This window comes from Liquorilactobacillus cacaonum DSM 21116 (assembly GCF_001436735.1).
In the GTDB taxonomy this organism is placed as follows: Bacteria; Bacillota; Bacilli; order Lactobacillales; family Lactobacillaceae; genus Liquorilactobacillus; species Liquorilactobacillus cacaonum.
On the sequence record NZ_AYZE01000008.1, the window covers coordinates 79,634 to 96,012 of the forward strand.

Annotated in this window: 16 protein-coding genes and 1 tRNA gene; 3 read left to right on the forward strand and 14 right to left on the reverse strand. The window is 33.4% G+C overall.

The genetic code is table 11. From position 1 onward, the window contains the following. Positions 1–48: 48 nt before the first annotated feature. Positions 49–2,118: a cation:proton antiporter gene (locus tag FC80_RS01760; RefSeq protein WP_057828435.1), complete on the reverse strand. Its 2,070-nt coding sequence runs from the start codon at positions 2,116–2,118 to the stop codon at positions 49–51. Between the two features lie 111 nt (positions 2,119–2,229). Here FC80_RS01760 and FC80_RS01765 point away from each other — a divergent pair. Further along, positions 2,230–2,302 (forward strand) — tRNA-Ala (locus FC80_RS01765). 195 nt (positions 2,303–2,497) lie between these two features. Then, the gene (gene msrB / locus FC80_RS01770) at positions 2,498–2,929 is read left to right on the forward strand and encodes a peptide-methionine (R)-S-oxide reductase MsrB (protein WP_057828436.1); all 432 of its coding nucleotides are present in this window, start codon (positions 2,498–2,500) and stop codon (positions 2,927–2,929) included. A gap of 265 nt (positions 2,930–3,194) precedes the next feature. Here the strand turns inward: msrB and FC80_RS01775 are convergent, their stop codons facing one another. From FC80_RS01775 to FC80_RS01820, 10 genes are all read right to left on the reverse strand, one after another. Next, positions 3,195–4,580, reverse strand: a complete 1,386-nt coding sequence (locus FC80_RS01775) for an aspartate ammonia-lyase (protein ID WP_057828437.1) — start codon at positions 4,578–4,580, stop codon at positions 3,195–3,197. 156 nt (positions 4,581–4,736) lie between these two features. Continuing rightward, entirely contained in the window at positions 4,737–5,699 is a 963-nt protein-coding gene (locus FC80_RS01780; protein WP_057828438.1) for a linear amide C-N hydrolase, read from the reverse strand. Positions 5,700–5,735: 36 nt separating this feature from the next. Continuing rightward, on the reverse strand, positions 5,736–6,716 hold the full coding sequence (locus tag FC80_RS01785) for a glycosyltransferase family 2 protein (RefSeq protein WP_057828439.1): 981 nt from the start codon (positions 6,714–6,716) through the stop codon (positions 5,736–5,738). Between the two features lie 21 nt (positions 6,717–6,737). Continuing rightward, on the reverse strand, positions 6,738–7,508 hold the full coding sequence (locus FC80_RS01790; protein ID WP_057828440.1) for a glycosyltransferase family 32 protein: 771 nt from the start codon (positions 7,506–7,508) through the stop codon (positions 6,738–6,740). A gap of 11 nt (positions 7,509–7,519) precedes the next feature. Further along, complete coding sequence (locus FC80_RS01795) at positions 7,520–8,530, reverse strand: sugar transferase (RefSeq protein ID WP_057828693.1); 1,011 nt, start codon at positions 8,528–8,530, stop codon at positions 7,520–7,522. Positions 8,531–8,649: 119 nt separating this feature from the next. Then, entirely contained in the window at positions 8,650–9,330 is a 681-nt protein-coding gene (locus tag FC80_RS01800) for an AroM family protein (protein ID WP_057828441.1), read from the reverse strand. Positions 9,331–9,342: 12 nt separating this feature from the next. Further along, positions 9,343–10,920, reverse strand: a complete 1,578-nt coding sequence (locus FC80_RS01805) for an OPT/YSL family transporter (RefSeq protein WP_187327426.1) — start codon at positions 10,918–10,920, stop codon at positions 9,343–9,345. Positions 10,921–10,922: 2 nt separating this feature from the next. Then, entirely contained in the window at positions 10,923–11,585 is a 663-nt protein-coding gene (locus FC80_RS01810) for an aspartate/glutamate racemase family protein (protein WP_057828443.1), read from the reverse strand. Between the two features lie 14 nt (positions 11,586–11,599). Next, the gene (locus tag FC80_RS01815; protein WP_057828444.1) at positions 11,600–12,544 is read right to left on the reverse strand and encodes an aminopeptidase; all 945 of its coding nucleotides are present in this window, start codon (positions 12,542–12,544) and stop codon (positions 11,600–11,602) included. 18 nt (positions 12,545–12,562) lie between these two features. After that, the gene (locus FC80_RS01820; protein ID WP_057828445.1) at positions 12,563–13,501 is read right to left on the reverse strand and encodes a DUF1177 domain-containing protein; all 939 of its coding nucleotides are present in this window, start codon (positions 13,499–13,501) and stop codon (positions 12,563–12,565) included. 85 nt (positions 13,502–13,586) lie between these two features. On the opposite strand from FC80_RS01820, the gene FC80_RS01825 reads away from it, so the two are divergent. Continuing rightward, a complete protein-coding gene (locus FC80_RS01825) occupies positions 13,587–14,384 on the forward strand; it encodes an IclR family transcriptional regulator (protein WP_057828446.1) in 798 nt (265 codons plus the stop codon). 304 nt (positions 14,385–14,688) lie between these two features. Here FC80_RS01825 and FC80_RS01830 read toward each other — a convergent pair whose 3' ends face one another. Genes FC80_RS01830 through rarD form a run of 3 tightly spaced genes read right to left on the reverse strand, consistent with a single transcriptional unit; the run spans position 14,689 to position 16,371 of the window. Then, positions 14,689–15,051 (reverse strand): TIGR02328 family protein, encoded by a 363-nt coding sequence (locus FC80_RS01830; RefSeq protein WP_057828447.1) that lies wholly within the window; start codon positions 15,049–15,051, stop codon positions 14,689–14,691. Further along, complete coding sequence (locus tag FC80_RS01835; RefSeq protein ID WP_057828448.1) at positions 15,048–15,434, reverse strand: DUF1722 domain-containing protein; 387 nt, start codon at positions 15,432–15,434, stop codon at positions 15,048–15,050. The genes FC80_RS01830 and FC80_RS01835 overlap by 4 nt, the downstream gene beginning before the upstream one ends. A 55-nt stretch (positions 15,435–15,489) precedes the next feature. Further along, positions 15,490–16,371 carry an EamA family transporter RarD gene (gene rarD, locus FC80_RS01840; RefSeq protein WP_057828449.1) on the reverse strand — a complete coding sequence of 294 codons (882 nt, stop codon included), beginning with the start codon at positions 16,369–16,371 and terminating at the stop codon, positions 15,490–15,492. Positions 16,372–16,379 lie beyond the last annotated feature (8 nt).

Here is a 16,379-nt window from a genome sequence, read left to right on the forward strand (position 1 = left end):
TTTAGTAGATAGTTCGCGTTTGGAAAAAATTTAATTCCACTCTCAATATCAAGAAGCAAATACTAGATTTTGAGCAGCTGCAACTTCATTGTACAATTGTTTCCCCACTTCAGAACTAATCTTGTTATTTTGTACCATCAAACTTATCTGTGTTAATTCATATTGTAGCACTTTGCTTAATTCAGTATTTTCAGTTTCTTTTGCGGCTAAACTCCTTTGCATCCTTGTTTGTTGTGCTAAAATACTTTGCTTCAGTGCAACAATGATTCCCATATCTAGCTCTTGTTTTTCTAACTGTGATATAAATTCATTATTTATCGGTTTTAAGAACTCCTCTAGTTCGTCGTAAGCATTAATCCATCTACTTCGTTGATCAACATTTGCATAATTTTTTAGTAAATATAAACGTCTTTTGTACATCTTTATTTTTTTCATAATCTTGTTTTTCTTAGTGACCGGTTTTACTTTATCATTCTTCTTTTCAAGTCTACTTATTTCCCTTTTTGTCCGCTTAATTTCATCTTCAATTGTATTTTTTCTAAAAAATTTCCTGATTAAATTTATCAAACTATATTTAATTACCTCAATATACACGTGCCTTTTTTTGATTGTTTTTTTCTTTATCTGCATATTTCCAAGTACCATCTTATCCCACAAATTAACTGCGTCGATAGACAAAGTGCCTTGCGCTCTTGCTGATCTGATTGCTTCATCACTTTTTTTATTAAGTTGATTGTTTATTTCTTGCCAAATAGAATCATCGACTTTAACATCGTATCCCATTTGGGAATGTACTCGAAGTAACAAACCCTTTTTTAGACTCTTATCAATTTCTTGTTGATCAATATAATTAGTTGCTAAATTAGCTAGTTCTGTACGAGCATTACGCAATTCTACAACCGAATAACCCATTTTTTTCTTCTCTAAGATCACCGGCAATATAAATAACGGTACTAATATGCTAAGTAATATTAAAAAAACGGCAATTACTAGTAATTCTTGGACGACAGTGGAAGATTCTGCAATACCTAAAGTCACTGGAATTGTTAATGCTAACGCTAACGTGACCGTTCCATGGACTCCTCCAATTGCAAAAATAGCTGCAGGTTTATATTTTTTCACTTTTTTGAAAATATACCCAAATCTGACTAAAAACATAATTATGTACAATACAAATGCAATTTCCAGAAATTTTGCTAATTCTAAAAAACTCGATTCAAAGGCAAAAATTTTTACAATTGTGGTTCCCAAAATTACAAAGACAACTCCATTCAACAAATCAGTCAGTAATTTCCAGAACTGATTTACCAAATTAATCATCTGCGAAGATTGTAAAAGTGTACGATCCTGTTCTTCCCGATGGAAAATTCCAGCAATTACAACAGCAATTATCCCAGAAACGTGTAATTCTTCAGCTAGCATATAAATAATAAGTGGTGTCAAAATTTGAAGCATTATATGTCCTGTTAAATCATTTAACTGCTTTCGTAAAAGGCCTTGTCTAATTCTTACGATTATTAGTGCACTTATGATACCAAAAACAGCTCCACCTAAAGAAACAGTCAAAAATTTAATTATACTTGCCACTGCAGAAAATTTGCCTGTACTTGCCAAAATTCCTGCAAATTCTAATGCTACTAATCCTGTTGCATCATTAAACATTGATTCAAATGTCAACGCTTGCTCACTTTTAAAAGGCATTTCAAGCCCTTCTTTAACAGATTCAAGAGCAGTTGCATCTGTTGGTGTAGCAATTGAGGCTAATGCTAACGCAAGTGCAATTGGCCATTCAAACAATATCTTTAAAGAAAAAGTTAGACAAAATATTGTAATAAAGGCCAGAACAACCGCTAATTGCACGATTTCTTTTATATTCTTAGATACAATCTTTATTTTTGTCTGCTGTCCCTCATAAAAAAGTAACGGCGCAATAATCAATACCATAAACCACTCAGGATTAAGATCAATCTCAATTTTAGCGAGCTCTGGAATAATTGCAATTATTATACCCAAGAAAATTTGCCAAAGCGCTTGTGGCATGAACTCAAAACGCTGGGCTAAAAAATTAGCAATAATAACAGTGATAATTACACCTAACACTTCAAATAATATATTCATATTGCAACTCCCCTATATCTAAATAGCTTTCTAGGTGTAAGTATAATCCTTTTTTTTAATTTCTTTTAAACGTTTACCTCTATATATGATATAATATGATTGTTGTTTTTCGGGTCATTAGCTCAGTTGGGAGAGCGCCTGCTTCGCATGTAGGAGGTCATCGGTTCAAATCCGACATGATCCATTAATTAACCTGTAACCAGTGATAACGGCTTGTAAAATAGCGTTGTTACTGGTTTTTTATTTTATTTATATCTAATTAGAATAAATAATTAAAAAACACCTTAGATACACTCTCCAATGTCCTAAAAGGTTTACTTTCTTTTTATCAATTTGTATTATTGAGTCAGATAATTAAAAAAAGAAGGTCGCGAATTATATGGAAGATAAAAAATCACTTAAATCACGGTTAACACCAGAACAATATGATGTAACACAAAACGCAGCTACTGAGCATCCGTTTACAGGTAAATACGATGATTTTTATCAAGATGGTATCTATGTTGATATCGTAAGTGGGGAAGCCTTATTTAGTTCAACTGACAAGTATGATGCTGGATGTGGGTGGCCATCTTTTACTAAACCGATTGATAAAAATAATATTTTTGAAAAAGCCGATTGGTCATTTGGAATGCATCGAACAGAAGTTAAAAGTAAAAATGCTAAATCTCATTTAGGACACGTTTTTACTGATGGTCCATTACAAGATGGCGGTTTACGTTATTGTATAAACTCTGCTTCATTACGTTTTATCCCAAGTTCAGATTTAGAAAAAGAAGGTTATGGTAAATACAAGATTCTCTTTGATTAAAAAGGGTGATACTAACCAAGAAAAACGACTATAACAAAAGTCAACTTGGAGCGCGATTTTGGCTATAAAGAGGGATAGGTCAAAAGCTAAATTCTGACCTATCCCTTACTATTCCCATTATATAGCTGTATTAACTTTAATTATAGACCTGTTTATAACCTACTATGCTTAATAGCTCAAGTTATTATACAGACAATTACAAATTTACATTGTATTACTTTATTTAGTGGTATCTTCTTTTTATGCAATCACCTAAAAGCATATTTTACACAGTTACCTCAGCAATTTTTTCATGTAAAAGATTAGCTGCATTCATCAAACTATCAAATTTGGTTTCTGCCATTATTCCCTCAGATAATACAATCTCTTTGATACTGCAATGCTCTTTCATTGCCAATTTCACAATTCTTGTTGTTTCCCGATATCCCAATGCAGGTGTTAGCGCAGTTGCCAAAATAACAGAATCTTCAACTTCTTTTTTACAGATTTCTTGATTAACTTCAATACCTGAAACACAATTATCAATTAGTGTTGTAATTGCACGCTCAAGGAATGTTTCGTTTTGCAACAAGTTTCTAAATATCAAAGGTTCAAATGCATTTAATTCAAGTTGTCCACCTTCTACTGCCATTGTAATGGCTGCATCATTTCCAATAACTTGGAAAGCAACCTGATTTACAACTTCTGGAATTACTGGATTTACTTTGCCTGGCATTATTGAAGAACCTGCTTGTCTTGCTGGCAATTTTAATTCTGCAAAACCAGCCTGTGGCCCACTAGATAATAAACGTAAATCATTGCTAAATTTTGATAAATCAACGGCTAGTGTTTTTAGTACACCTGATAACTCTAAAAAAACATCACAATTTTGAGTGGCATCTATTAAGTCATTTGCCTGTTTTAGCTGAATTCCTGTAATTTGACTAAGTTTTTCAACTACTTTTTTTTGATAAATATCGTCAGCATTTAGTCCTGTTCCAATTGCCGTCCCACCAAGGTTAACAAATACCAAGTGTTCCTCGACATTTCTCAAACGACTATAATCTCTCTTAAATAATGAAGCATATGCTCTAAATGAATTTCCAAATGTTGTTGGAACTGCATCTTGTAATTGTGTTCTTCCAAGTTTTACAGTATCTTTAAATTCCTTTTCTTTTTCCTCAAGCACTTCAACTAAGGCTAGCACCTTTTCTTGCAGACTTGGTAATAACTTTAACATCGCTAACTTTCCGGCAGTTGGGAATGTATCATTTGTTGATTGAGCCAGATTTACATCATCATTAGGATTGATATTTTGTGAGTGATTGTTTCTATTAGCAAGATTGGCAATTACTTCATTAACATTCATATTAACTGAAGTTCCTGCTCCACCTTGAAATGCTGGAACAATAAATGCTTTAGAATTATATTTTTCTTTAAGTAATTGTTCACACGCACCGATGATTGCTTGCGCTTTTGCACCATCAATCGCACCTGAAATATGATTTGCCATTGCTGCTGCTTTCTTAACTTCAATCATACTTTTAATCAATAGTGGATTACTCTTTTCCTCTGAAATCGGGAAATTATGAGCTGCCCTTACCGCATTAATTCCATATAATGCATCTTTTTCTATTTCCAATTCACCAACACAATCTCTTTCAACACGCATGATCTGCCTCCGTTTGTAATTGTCATATTTTATAACACGTAAATTATGATATACCAATTACAAAGACATTCAATATATTATCTTCCAAAGTGACTAGTAAATCCTTTGATTATCATTGAATCCGGAGCTCAATATTTAATAAATAAAAGCATACCACTAATCTAATGATAATCTATCAGCAATCTCATATATCTTCAAGGATTTTCTCATCGCCATTTCATTTGTTAATCTTAATTGAATTGGTTTTAAACTGTTATAACTTTCAAAAAAATATCTTCGTGATTCTACACCATATGCTACCCGATAAACAGTATAATTTGTCTGATAATTTTTGCTTTTTGGTACAACAACGCTATTCAATATATGCCAACTACTTATTATATTTTCGGTTTCATCTTGCGCAACATCTGCTCGTTCCCGGTAATAAACAGCTCGTAAGAATCGACCAGTAGGCGTATAGGCACTGGTTGGCACCTTCTTGGCTGCAAAGCTTCCATCGCTAATTTTTTGAGGGAGCATTTTTTGTTCTGCCAAATCAGAGCGGACATTAAGATAGTCTGCAAGCTGTTGTACTTGGTTTGCAAAATTTACTGCATTTGTCACAACACCATAATTATTTTCAATTACCTTTAGTGGGCTTTGATTTGGTTCTAATATAATAAACCTACCAGTTTCATCAGTAAGTGCGTAATGCAAGTGTGGATTTTCATATTTTCGAACTGCATTTTCTCCAACCATCAATTGAATATCAGCAATATTTTGCAAAACCTCTATAACTGAACCATACATTCCCAATAAATAAAATGGTAATTCAAAAGGTGCAAGCCCAATATGATTATCAGAAAGTTGTTTATCCAATATTGCTCCATGACTAAATGTCAGTTTTTGCACACTCAGACCACGTTCATTAATACCATCAGAAATATCAATTTCAAACTGTCTTTTTTTACCAGTTCCAAGTATTGCGTATTTATTTTTGAAGTTCTGATTATTAAAATCACTTTGCCACTTGAAATCACGTGGAACGAAAATTGGACCCGCTTGCAGTGATTTCCAATCCATTGTTCGTGAAAAAACATGACTTCCATCATTTGCAGTTTGTAAAATAGTTGTACACATATTATTTTGCAGCTCCTCTTATGAAGACTATCGTTTTTAAATCAGATACAAAAGAGCATAGAAAGCCTTATTCATTAAACATAAATATAAATTACTAGCGCTAATTTTTTTCAAATATGGATTATTTTTTCTTTTTGGAAACCACAACTCAACTTTTATCCAAATTAAATTTAGCAACTCATTTCTAACTTTTTTTGCTTTAACCCTTAAGACTTTTCGTAGCAACACATTCCCAAAGAGATTACGATAGAATCGATACTCCAATTCATCATGAAACTTAGTAAGTACTTGCCTATCCTCATAATAATTAAGAATGTCTTCGTATATCCAAGCAATCTCAGCAATTCTCTTAGTTTCATTATATGAAATTGAATCCTCTCTTTGCACATAATGGACCTCACACGTTGTATCAATCGCAACCTCATCAATGTTATCTAACCATGTTACCATTTTGAAGAAAAAACATTGATCCTCATAAAGTTTGCCTACTGGAAATTTTATACCCGTTTTTTGTATCCACTCACGCAAATAAAGTTTGTTCCACGCAACAACGCGTCCATTGATTAAATAGTCTCGAATAGACTTATATTTTTTTTGAAAATCTTGTTTGCTTTTAGTTTTAAAATCCCAAAAAAAATTACACTCAATAATTTTTTTTGTACCCTCACTACTGAGCTCGTACATCTTTTCAAGCATTTTATTTTCCACATAATCATCTGAATCAATAAAAAGCACATACTCTCCTATTGCATAACTTAATCCAAAATTACGCGCATCGGATAATCCACCATTACTCTTATGTAGTACCTTAACGTTATTAGAATTTACTTGATAATCGTCACAAATTTGTCCCGAATTATCCGTACTACCATCATCCACCAAAATAATTTCAAAAAGCTCATCATCCATTGTTTGGTTCAATAAACTATCTACACATTTTTTTAAATAATCTTGTACATTATAAACTGGCACCACCACACTTATTTTTTTCGATGTAACCGAATTATTATTGATCATTATTAAACACCTTCACCACTATCATTTCAAAAATTTTTTTACTCTACGTTTAATTCCCCATGTTACGCGGAAAAACCAGTTAATTTTCATTCCCAATTTTTTACCAAATTTACGATTAATTTCCCTAATAGTCTGTGTATGCCTTTGACTTAATTCATCTTGCCATAGTGCACTATAATGATGAATACTTATTGTATTTTGTGTCTGTATTGACTCACCTGTCAAAAAATCCATTGGAGCAAAATATTCCGTTGGATAAACATTAATTTCTGAAATCTTTTGTTTCTCATCTTTTTTAACAAGTCCTTTTTTTACAAGATAATCAGTTGTATACACAGGTATAGCAACAATATTTAGGTCACCATCTTTTTTCATAAAATCGACGTTATCATATATATCACGAAGTGCCTTGATTGTTTTATTCTTAGGTTCTGCACCAAAACCTAGCCCTGGATTAACACAAACTCCACCTTCATTTTCTTCCATCCCCATAAAAACTCTTGTATCTAATAAATCATCCAGTGGCTTCAAAAGTTCCACATCTGTGTCTAAATATATTCCACCATTTTGATAAATAATATCAAAGCCTGCATAGTCAGATACAAAGCTCCATTTCTTTTGTTCGTATGCTTGTTTCATATAATTATTTTTTGTGACATCATAGTTTGTTTCATCCCATTGAATTATTTCATAGTCAGGACAGATTTCTCCCCATTTAGCAATATAGTTTTGATATTCAATTGGCAACTCATTGCCACCAAACCAACAGTAATGAATCTTTTTAGGTATCATTAATTTCTCCTCTAAGTCAACTTGACAAGTTTTGTAGTAGCCTCTGTTATATAATATCCCGACCTCAACTTTTCCCCAATAGTTGCTACATTTTTGCACATCTCAAAATAATCTTGTATATTTATGTGTGTTAATGTTTCATCAAGTTCACATAAACTTTTAATTGTTAATCCAATTCTATTTTCTTTCACAAAGTCAGCCAGAGCTGCTTTTTCCCAAATTATGACTGGTAATCCCGAACTCAAATATAACGATGTTTTATGTGGGTTATTATATTTTAAATATTCACCAAAAACTCCGTTACATTCATCTAAACTATCTCCATCCCAAATTAATCCAAAATCTTGTTTTAAATATTTTGGAAGCTCATTTGGGTCAAAAGATCCTTGATAACTAACATTTTCAGGATATTTTTGTGCCTGATTTGGTCCATACAAATATATTTTTGTTTGCATCTTCATTTTGCTTAAAAATTCTGATTTTTTCAAATTTCCAGCAAAGCAAACCGTGCCATGATATTCATCATGAGTTAGCATTTTTTGTGGATTATCATAATCAAATATCTGTAACGAAACGATTGGCTTAATAACACCGACTGATTTTAACCACTTAACCATTTTTTGATTGTGTGCAATAATTCCATCACTTTGATTAAAGAAACTCACTTCATGCTTTACATACTCTATATCATCACGGTGCAGTCTTAATGATTCAACATCGTGTAAGAGTAAAAAGATTTTGCTCTTTCTCTTTTTTACAGCATTCAAAATTGCTACATTGCTTCGCTCATTTAATGCTGGATACTGAAACAATGCTACTTGCATCTTCTCTTTTGATATCTGTCGTGGAATGTCCCACGCTGCTTGCTTTAGGCTTAATAATTCTGCCTTTCTTGCACCATTAAAATAAAAAACGATACTTTCAAAACCTAATTTGGCTAAAAAGTTAACGACATCAACTTTAGCTTTTGGACCTGCCTCATGCTGTGTTTTATCATACATTGAAATCACAAAATTATTCATAAACACCTAACCATTCCTCAAACATTTTATATTTGTGTTCCACCTAGATCCTCATTCATTATTATACCCGATTATACAAATAAAAAAACTGTCTGCGTTTTGCAAACAGTTTTCCTATTTCAGGCAAATTCTGAAGTTAATTTTGCCATCAGTGCATTTGATAATATAGTTGGTTTACCTGAACTTTCTTCAACTAAGTTTTTCCATTCCTCATTGTAACCCATGCAATCCATCAAAATATAATCAACCTTATCGGACAGTTTCTTGCCAACTTCTAAAAATTGTTCTTTCGTACCCGTGTACGGAGAAACATCAGTATACATTGGTGTTAGCCCAACTTTATTAAACTTACCGTTCATTTCTTTAACTTGTTCAGCTAAAGGCACAACTACTCCTAATTTCTTATCCCCAATAATTGTTTTTACAACCGTCGGAATAATTTTATCTGGCTCCAAAAAAATACTTTTCTTGGTTTTCAAGTTAGCAAACTCCCCCGTACAAAGTAACCAAATTAGTGAATATCCTGCTTCTTCTGCTAAATCAATTTTCCTTTGAATAAGTGGTTCGAGCTTACTTCGATCCATTTTAACAGCTCTTCCATCACGCATTCTTGAGACTAAGATATATTCACTATCAGTTCCTTCTGTTGGCGCAAGCTGCTTTTTTACTTCTTCATATGTTAAATCATCTAAAGCGCCTGCTTGAACCAGTTCAAGTTCTGTTCCCAAAATTTTTTCAACTAAAGGAGCAACATCACTTCTTGGAGATTGACCAATTGTTAGCATATATACCTTTTTCATTTATAATACCTCTTATTTGATTGTCTTAAATACCGACGTTCCAAATGAATAGAGTGCATCAGCAGCGATAAACCCAGATGCAAGAATTCCCATTGGTGCTTCTGCTTTTTTACCCCAAATCTTAACAACTACTATTCTAATCAATAAACCGATTAAGACCGCCCAACATGCATTAGCAGTAGATATTAATAAACCAGTTGCCAACATAACTCCAAGTTGTTTACTTGGACCACCAATTAATTGAATAATAGCACCAGGAATTGCCCAAACTGCCATCTGTTCTGCAATCTTTATTGAAGCCCCAGCCTTTATTGTTGATACATAAACTGCATCAACTGGTGGAAACATTTTTTGTGAAAATAAGAAATGATAACTTGCTGCAATAATCAAAAGTGCAATTCCAAATGCAATTAATCCTGCATGATACTGATGTTTTCGTCCTTCTTGTTCTGCTTGCTTGTCCTTACCATTACCACGAATAATGTAACCTGTCTTAAAATCGAAGCCCATATCAGCAAAAGCTGGACCTGTAGCTGTACTAAAGGCCACCATAATCGCTAATGCTTCGTGTGGGAATCCTAATAAAATCCCAATTAATAATGTGATCAACGCTACCGCAAAGGCTGGGAACCAGCCAGAATGCATAGCTGCAATTCCAACAATAATTTCATGGACAATTGCCGCAAAAGCTGCATATAAAAGGAACAAAATAAACATTCCAATTGACATATGAGAATATAAACCACCCATAACTGCAACTACTAATGAAATTAAGAAATACAATAAATATCCTAATCCTAATGTCTTTTTAGCGGAGGCCGAAGATCTTGTCATCTCTTCTTCAGATTCAACATCAATTTTTCCCTTATTTCCAAAAATCAAGACACCAGCTTGAATTAGTGCCACAATTCCTGCTCCAATCATAATTCCTTGTGGAACATACATTGAACTTAAATCTAAATGAAACAAAGGTGTTGCATATTGTGTAATCAATAGACCTAACCCAAACATACCTAGTGCAAATTCATTACCAATAAAAGCAACCCCAAATGCAGACATAGGGATAGACAACATTGAACCAATCAAGCCAATGACTGCACCAATTCCCAGTAACCCAGCTCTTTTTCCACCTTTTTGCCCTGCAAGAATCGATTCAGCTGTAGCAACACCTGGAGCCCAAACTTCCTTCGCTGGGAAGAGTTTTGAATCAAACAAGCGATAAAGCATAAATGAATCTACAAACATCGCTAAAGCCGCTCCAATCAATGCTGGAAAAATCAAGTCAGTTTTTCCCATAACAAAGGGAATACCAATCGGAATTAACAAACTATTTGCTGCTCCAAATGTTGCCGATGAAATGGCAGTTTGAATCAAGTTTTGTCTGTGAATAGACTGATATTTCTTAAAAAAGTGCATTGGAATTCTTGATACTAGCATTGCAATCAAGGCTCCAATAATAGCCGTATTAGGTGTAACCCCCAGAGTAACAATAATTTGTATTCCAATTATTGCACCAATGACACTTGTTATAATAATCAGGATAAGTGTTGCAAGTTCAAATACTTTAGGATGCTTTTCTTCGTTATTCATCTTTATTTTCCTCCTGAGCTTGTGTTTTGTTCACTATCTACATAAAAACTCGCAAATAATCCCTCTGCTTCAACTGCATCAACAATTGGAACATCAACAACCTTTTCTAATAATCTTTTTAAGTTAATTGTTCCCATTCCCGTACATGCAAATTGGATTTGTTGGGCACCATCTTGCAGTAGCTTTTTTACTGCAGCTATACAATTTTTTTGACCTAATGGTGTCAATAAATCATTGGTATTATTAATTCCTTCTGGTTTTAGATAGCCTGCAAACAACTGACCTAAGTTTTCTTTAACAACAGCTGGAGCTTCATCTGTAATTCCGATTACACCCGTTTGTTTACCTGTTGCACGTGCAACTAATGCAGCACTACTCCCGGCACCAATAACTGTCAACCCTGTAGAATTTCTTAACTGATCAATTGCAGGATCCGCCGCACAACTAACAATTAATGCACTACATCCTTCTTCTTTAAACTGCTTACCTAATTCGATAATCTTTGGAATAGCTAATTTTTCACTTTCTTCATCATGTATTCCACTATATTGTTCTGGAATACATGCGCTTTTTATCTCCAGCCCAAACATCCTCTTGATAATCTCTGCGTGTTTATTAATGTCATCAAAACTTTCTAAAGTAACTACTCTAATCAATCCAATCATCGCTTTGTTCCCTTCTATATAAATTTTCCTTCTTTCATAATCAACTTATTATCTAGGTAAAAGGTTGGTGTCAAAATTATTCCATCCAAGTGGACTCCCGCTTCAGTCTCTCCACCAAACGTCTTATTACTTCCAAAAGCAATATGGACTGTCCCAGCTACCTTCTCATCTTCTAAAATATTGCCAGTTATTCTTGCAGCTAAATTCGTTCCTATTCCAAATTCGGCGACATTCCGACCTAACCCTTGTCCCAAAATATTTAAAATTGTTTCACTACAATAGCCAATAATGTCAACTAAGCGACCATCCTTTATTACAAGTTTGATAGGCTCTTCTAACTTACCAACTCCAACAAATGATCCATCCACAATTAATGTTCCATTTGCAGATCCTTCAACTGGTGCAATATAGGCCTCACCTGATGGTAAGTTCCCTGACTCACCCATATTTTTATAAACACCTATACTTCTAATTCCCATCCGTTGTTCAATTGAAAAAGTAAATTGAAATCCATCTTTTTCTATCCTGACTTTTTTTGTCTGATCAAGTTGTGCAACAAGTTTATTTGTTAAAACTGTAACTTCCTCATAGTTTGCTGTGATTGCTCCTTTAGTGAACATTTCTTCGGAAATTCCTGGCATCGTAGCCACACGAGCACCTGCTAAAACTGCATTTTTTTTAGCATTTGTATGTGTCACAGAATTCTTTGTAATACATACAACAACATCCGCTAATTCCATAGCTTTGGCTGCGATTAAAGGTGGCTCTTCACCTGCGCGACTAGAGTCAGGAATTTCAATATATACTGCGTTTGTTGTCAGGCTCTGAGCAGCTTTATACAAAGACTTGCCTAATTCACTCTTATCTTCATCACTTAGAATTAAAACTTTTTCTTGTTCCTTGACCCCAAGATTGTTCTTTAAAATATTCTTTGCTACTTCAATAATTGATTCACTCAAAACACTTCATCTCCTAAATTAATCCACATTACCGTATGTTTGTAGATGACTCATTGAGCCATACAATTTTTCAAGATGTGCAAATTCCTTTTCATCATAAAATTGAATTTTCTTTGCAGTGAATTCTTTAGCTACCTCAATTGCAAAACGGACAGCATCTGCAATGTCTATCTCATGACTTGCACCTGTTCCACAGCCTGGAACTGCGCTAATTGTTGTGATAGCTACCCCTACAACGGGAGCATTAGTTGCAACTGAAGGCTGTAAAATTGAATTAACATGGTACACATCATTTCCATAAGGAGTAATATCCTGAGTTGTTACAGGGAAAGTATTTGCTAGTTGTCCAGTTGCCATCTCCATAATTCGTACCAAATCAGAATTAACTTTTAATACATAGCCAGCCTTTACTGTAGGAGAAATTGAAATCCCTTTATGATTTATGATTACATTCCCCTTGGTTGTATCAATTGATAAAATTGCGTCCATTTCGGAAGTAATTTCGTGTTGATTCATCTCCATTATTGTCACAGGTGAGTCCATAAAATCGACTGGATAATGTGGAGCTGTAGGTGCATCCGGACAAATATGTGTCGTTACAATAACGTCTCCTGGTAACACATCTAGTTTTGTCTGCATTAATGCTAATTTGTAAGCAGTTGAAACTGCTGCGATTGCTCCATCTCCATCTGAAACCAAACCTATTCTAGTTGGACGTGCTCCTAATCCACCAAGTCGTCCAACCACTCCAAGTGTGGGAGCATCCCCACCAGCTAACTTGCCGTTAGAACCAGGAATTGTTATTTTAACAAAATCTGTCTTGCCTTTTTCTCCCCTCACTTCCGTAACCTCTACATCGACATCATGGAAGGATTCAAAAAGTTTTACAATTTCATTTCCATTTACACGACCATCATCAATTATTTCTTTAACATCTATAACTTGTTTTAAAACCATCTGATTCACCCCATTTTATTTTTTTCTTTGCTTAAATTTTTAATAAATAGTAAACTATAAAAAATTACACTTAGGACGTGATACTTTGTTAAAAACACTTAATCAAGCATTAGAAATATTAAATCTTTTTACCCAAGAACATAGCCGCTGGACCTCAAAAGAAATTTCTCAAGAATTAGAAATTCCGGTAATCAATGTCTATCGTATATTAGAAACTTTTGCTGCCAATGAATATCTGATAAAAGAAGCAGATTCAAAGCAATATCTAATTGGTCCTGCATTGACGACATTTAGTTTCCTTGCATTTCAAAAATATAACATTTACACGATGATCCACCCATATTTGGAAGAACTCATGAAAGAGACTGGAGAAGCAGTTTATTTGATAAAAAGTGAATCAAATTATGCAATCAACATTGATGCCGTAATTCCCGAAAACAAAGTAAGTTTTGCAGTTTCTCTTAACAAAAAGATTCCGCTATATGCTGGTGCTTCTTATTGGTCAATCCTTGCTTTTTTACCAGATGATATCATTGAAAATGTCATTAATTCACCTTATAAAAATTTATTACGCCCAGGAAACTTAACCCCCAAAAAACTACAAAATGAATTGGCAAATGTTAGAAAACAAGGATGGTCTGTAAGTTATGAAATCACAACACCAGATGTTGTCGCAATTTCTGCACCCATTTTTTCAAATAAAAAAATTTTAGGTGCGCTAACCGTTGCCAAGCCAATTTTTAGAACTGACAAAAAACAGATTCCTATTTTAGGACAACTTGTAAAAACAACAGCCAATCAAATTTCTCTTACTCTTGCCGAAAATAACGTAAAATTAACTTCTTATGCATTTTTCAAAGAACGGATGAATCTCAATTTTTAATTCACTATATGAATGTAAATTTCATATAGTGAATTAATACTTAGAATATTAGCAAACTAAAATTAGCAAATCAACAATTTTTCTAATTTTAATTTAATTTAAAACACATTTCTTTTAATCTAACTTTTTTCCATAACTCTACTTTCAAAAACAAATAAAAAGATGCCTATTGTGACCCTAGCGTTAGCGTCCGCTTTATTCTAAATAATTCTGTTTGTTTTTTTGATTTACTTAATCCAACTATATTTGCAATATCATTATTTAAATTGACAATAAAAAAAACTCCCTTTTTTAAAAGGAGTTTTTAAATTTTAATATTTTTTCTCTCTAAATTACGAATACATTCTTCAAAATATTCTTTATTATGTTCTGGGTAAATTGGTGTTGTCAGCTTAATTGTTTCAAGGTTCTCATATGCTAGGCATTTTTTACCTCGATAATTTTTGTTATACCATACTTCATCAGGATGATATCCTCGCAGTTTCATTTCATCCATAACGAGAACATGAAATTGATATAGCTTATATGGCGTATATAAAAAAACATAGTCTACTGTTGCATGTTTTTTCCCCCATCCATTTCCTCTTAAAGCCGCAATTTCCCTATGTTGCCCAAGTAATTGTTGCCTTGGTAAGTTAGGAATAAGTTGTTCATGCCATAACCTCAACTCTTAGCTTCCTTTCTTAATTTTCTTATCAAAACAGAGTCTAAAAGATACTGAACTCCATATTTATCAGTAAGTTCAACCAAATATATCCCAAGTTTATCATTGCCTTTATCTAACTCATTCAGTAAAATTTGATACTTTTTTATTTCGTTAGCATTTACAACTTTTTTGAAGTATCCCCATACATGCTGATAAGCAGTTGTCAATGTAGCTTTGGTAGGAGACATCCGTTCAACTTCATCCAAAATAAACTGATAACGTCGTTGACTTTCATCATTCCACTGATTTTCCTTTGCCAATAGTCTAACTTCATTATAAAAATGTTGTGACCGAGACATTATCCAATACTTATTTTGTGCCCAAGATTTTTGCCAATCTTGCATGTTTTCTCCTCTTTGAGTTTTTGATCTTTCGCTAGGTTAATAAAATTTTAAAAAATTAATTTCTCGCTTTATGATACGTCAGTATATTACCAAAAACAAATACCAAGATTCCTAACCAAATAAAAGCAAAAACAATTGCTTTATGCATATCGAACGTTTCACCCATGAAGAAAATTGCTGTTAATAACTGGATAGTTGGGTTCAAATATTGAATAAATCCTAGCGTTATAAAATCCGTATTTTTTGTTGCTACAGCAAATAATAGTAACGGAATCACGGTTATAATACCACTAACTATTAATAATACAGTAACCTCTGTACCATTTTGAGTCATTACATGTGGTGAAATTAATAAATAAATAATTGCCACTGGTGCAACAAATAAAGTTTCTAAAGTGATTGATACTGTTGCAGGAAGCTGAACTTGTTTTTTTATTAAACCATATAAGCAAAATGAACCTGCCATCAGTAACGTTGTAATTGGTAATGTTCCAGTCTGAATAGTCAAAATGCTAACACCCATCAATACAAGCACCAGTGCAATCAATTTGCTGCGTGATAACTTCTCATGTAAAAAAAACACAGCGATTGCAACATTCATTAAAGGCATTATATAGTATCCCAAACTTGCCTCAGTCGCTTGATTGTGAGTAACCATATAAATATAGATAAACCAATTGATAGTAATTAAATAAGCACTCAAAATAATCCAATAAATTTTTCGATTTTTAATTAATTCGATCACTATTTTGACAGTCTGTCCCCAGTTTTTTTGAAAAGTTACTACAATTACAATTACCACCAAAGACCATATAATTCTGTAAGCCAATGTATCTAAGGCTGGGACAACACTTAACAATTTCCAAAAAAGACCTAATAGCCCCCACAAAGTATATGCAGTCATCCCAGTGGCCATACCTAATTTTCGATTTTCCATTCTCCCTA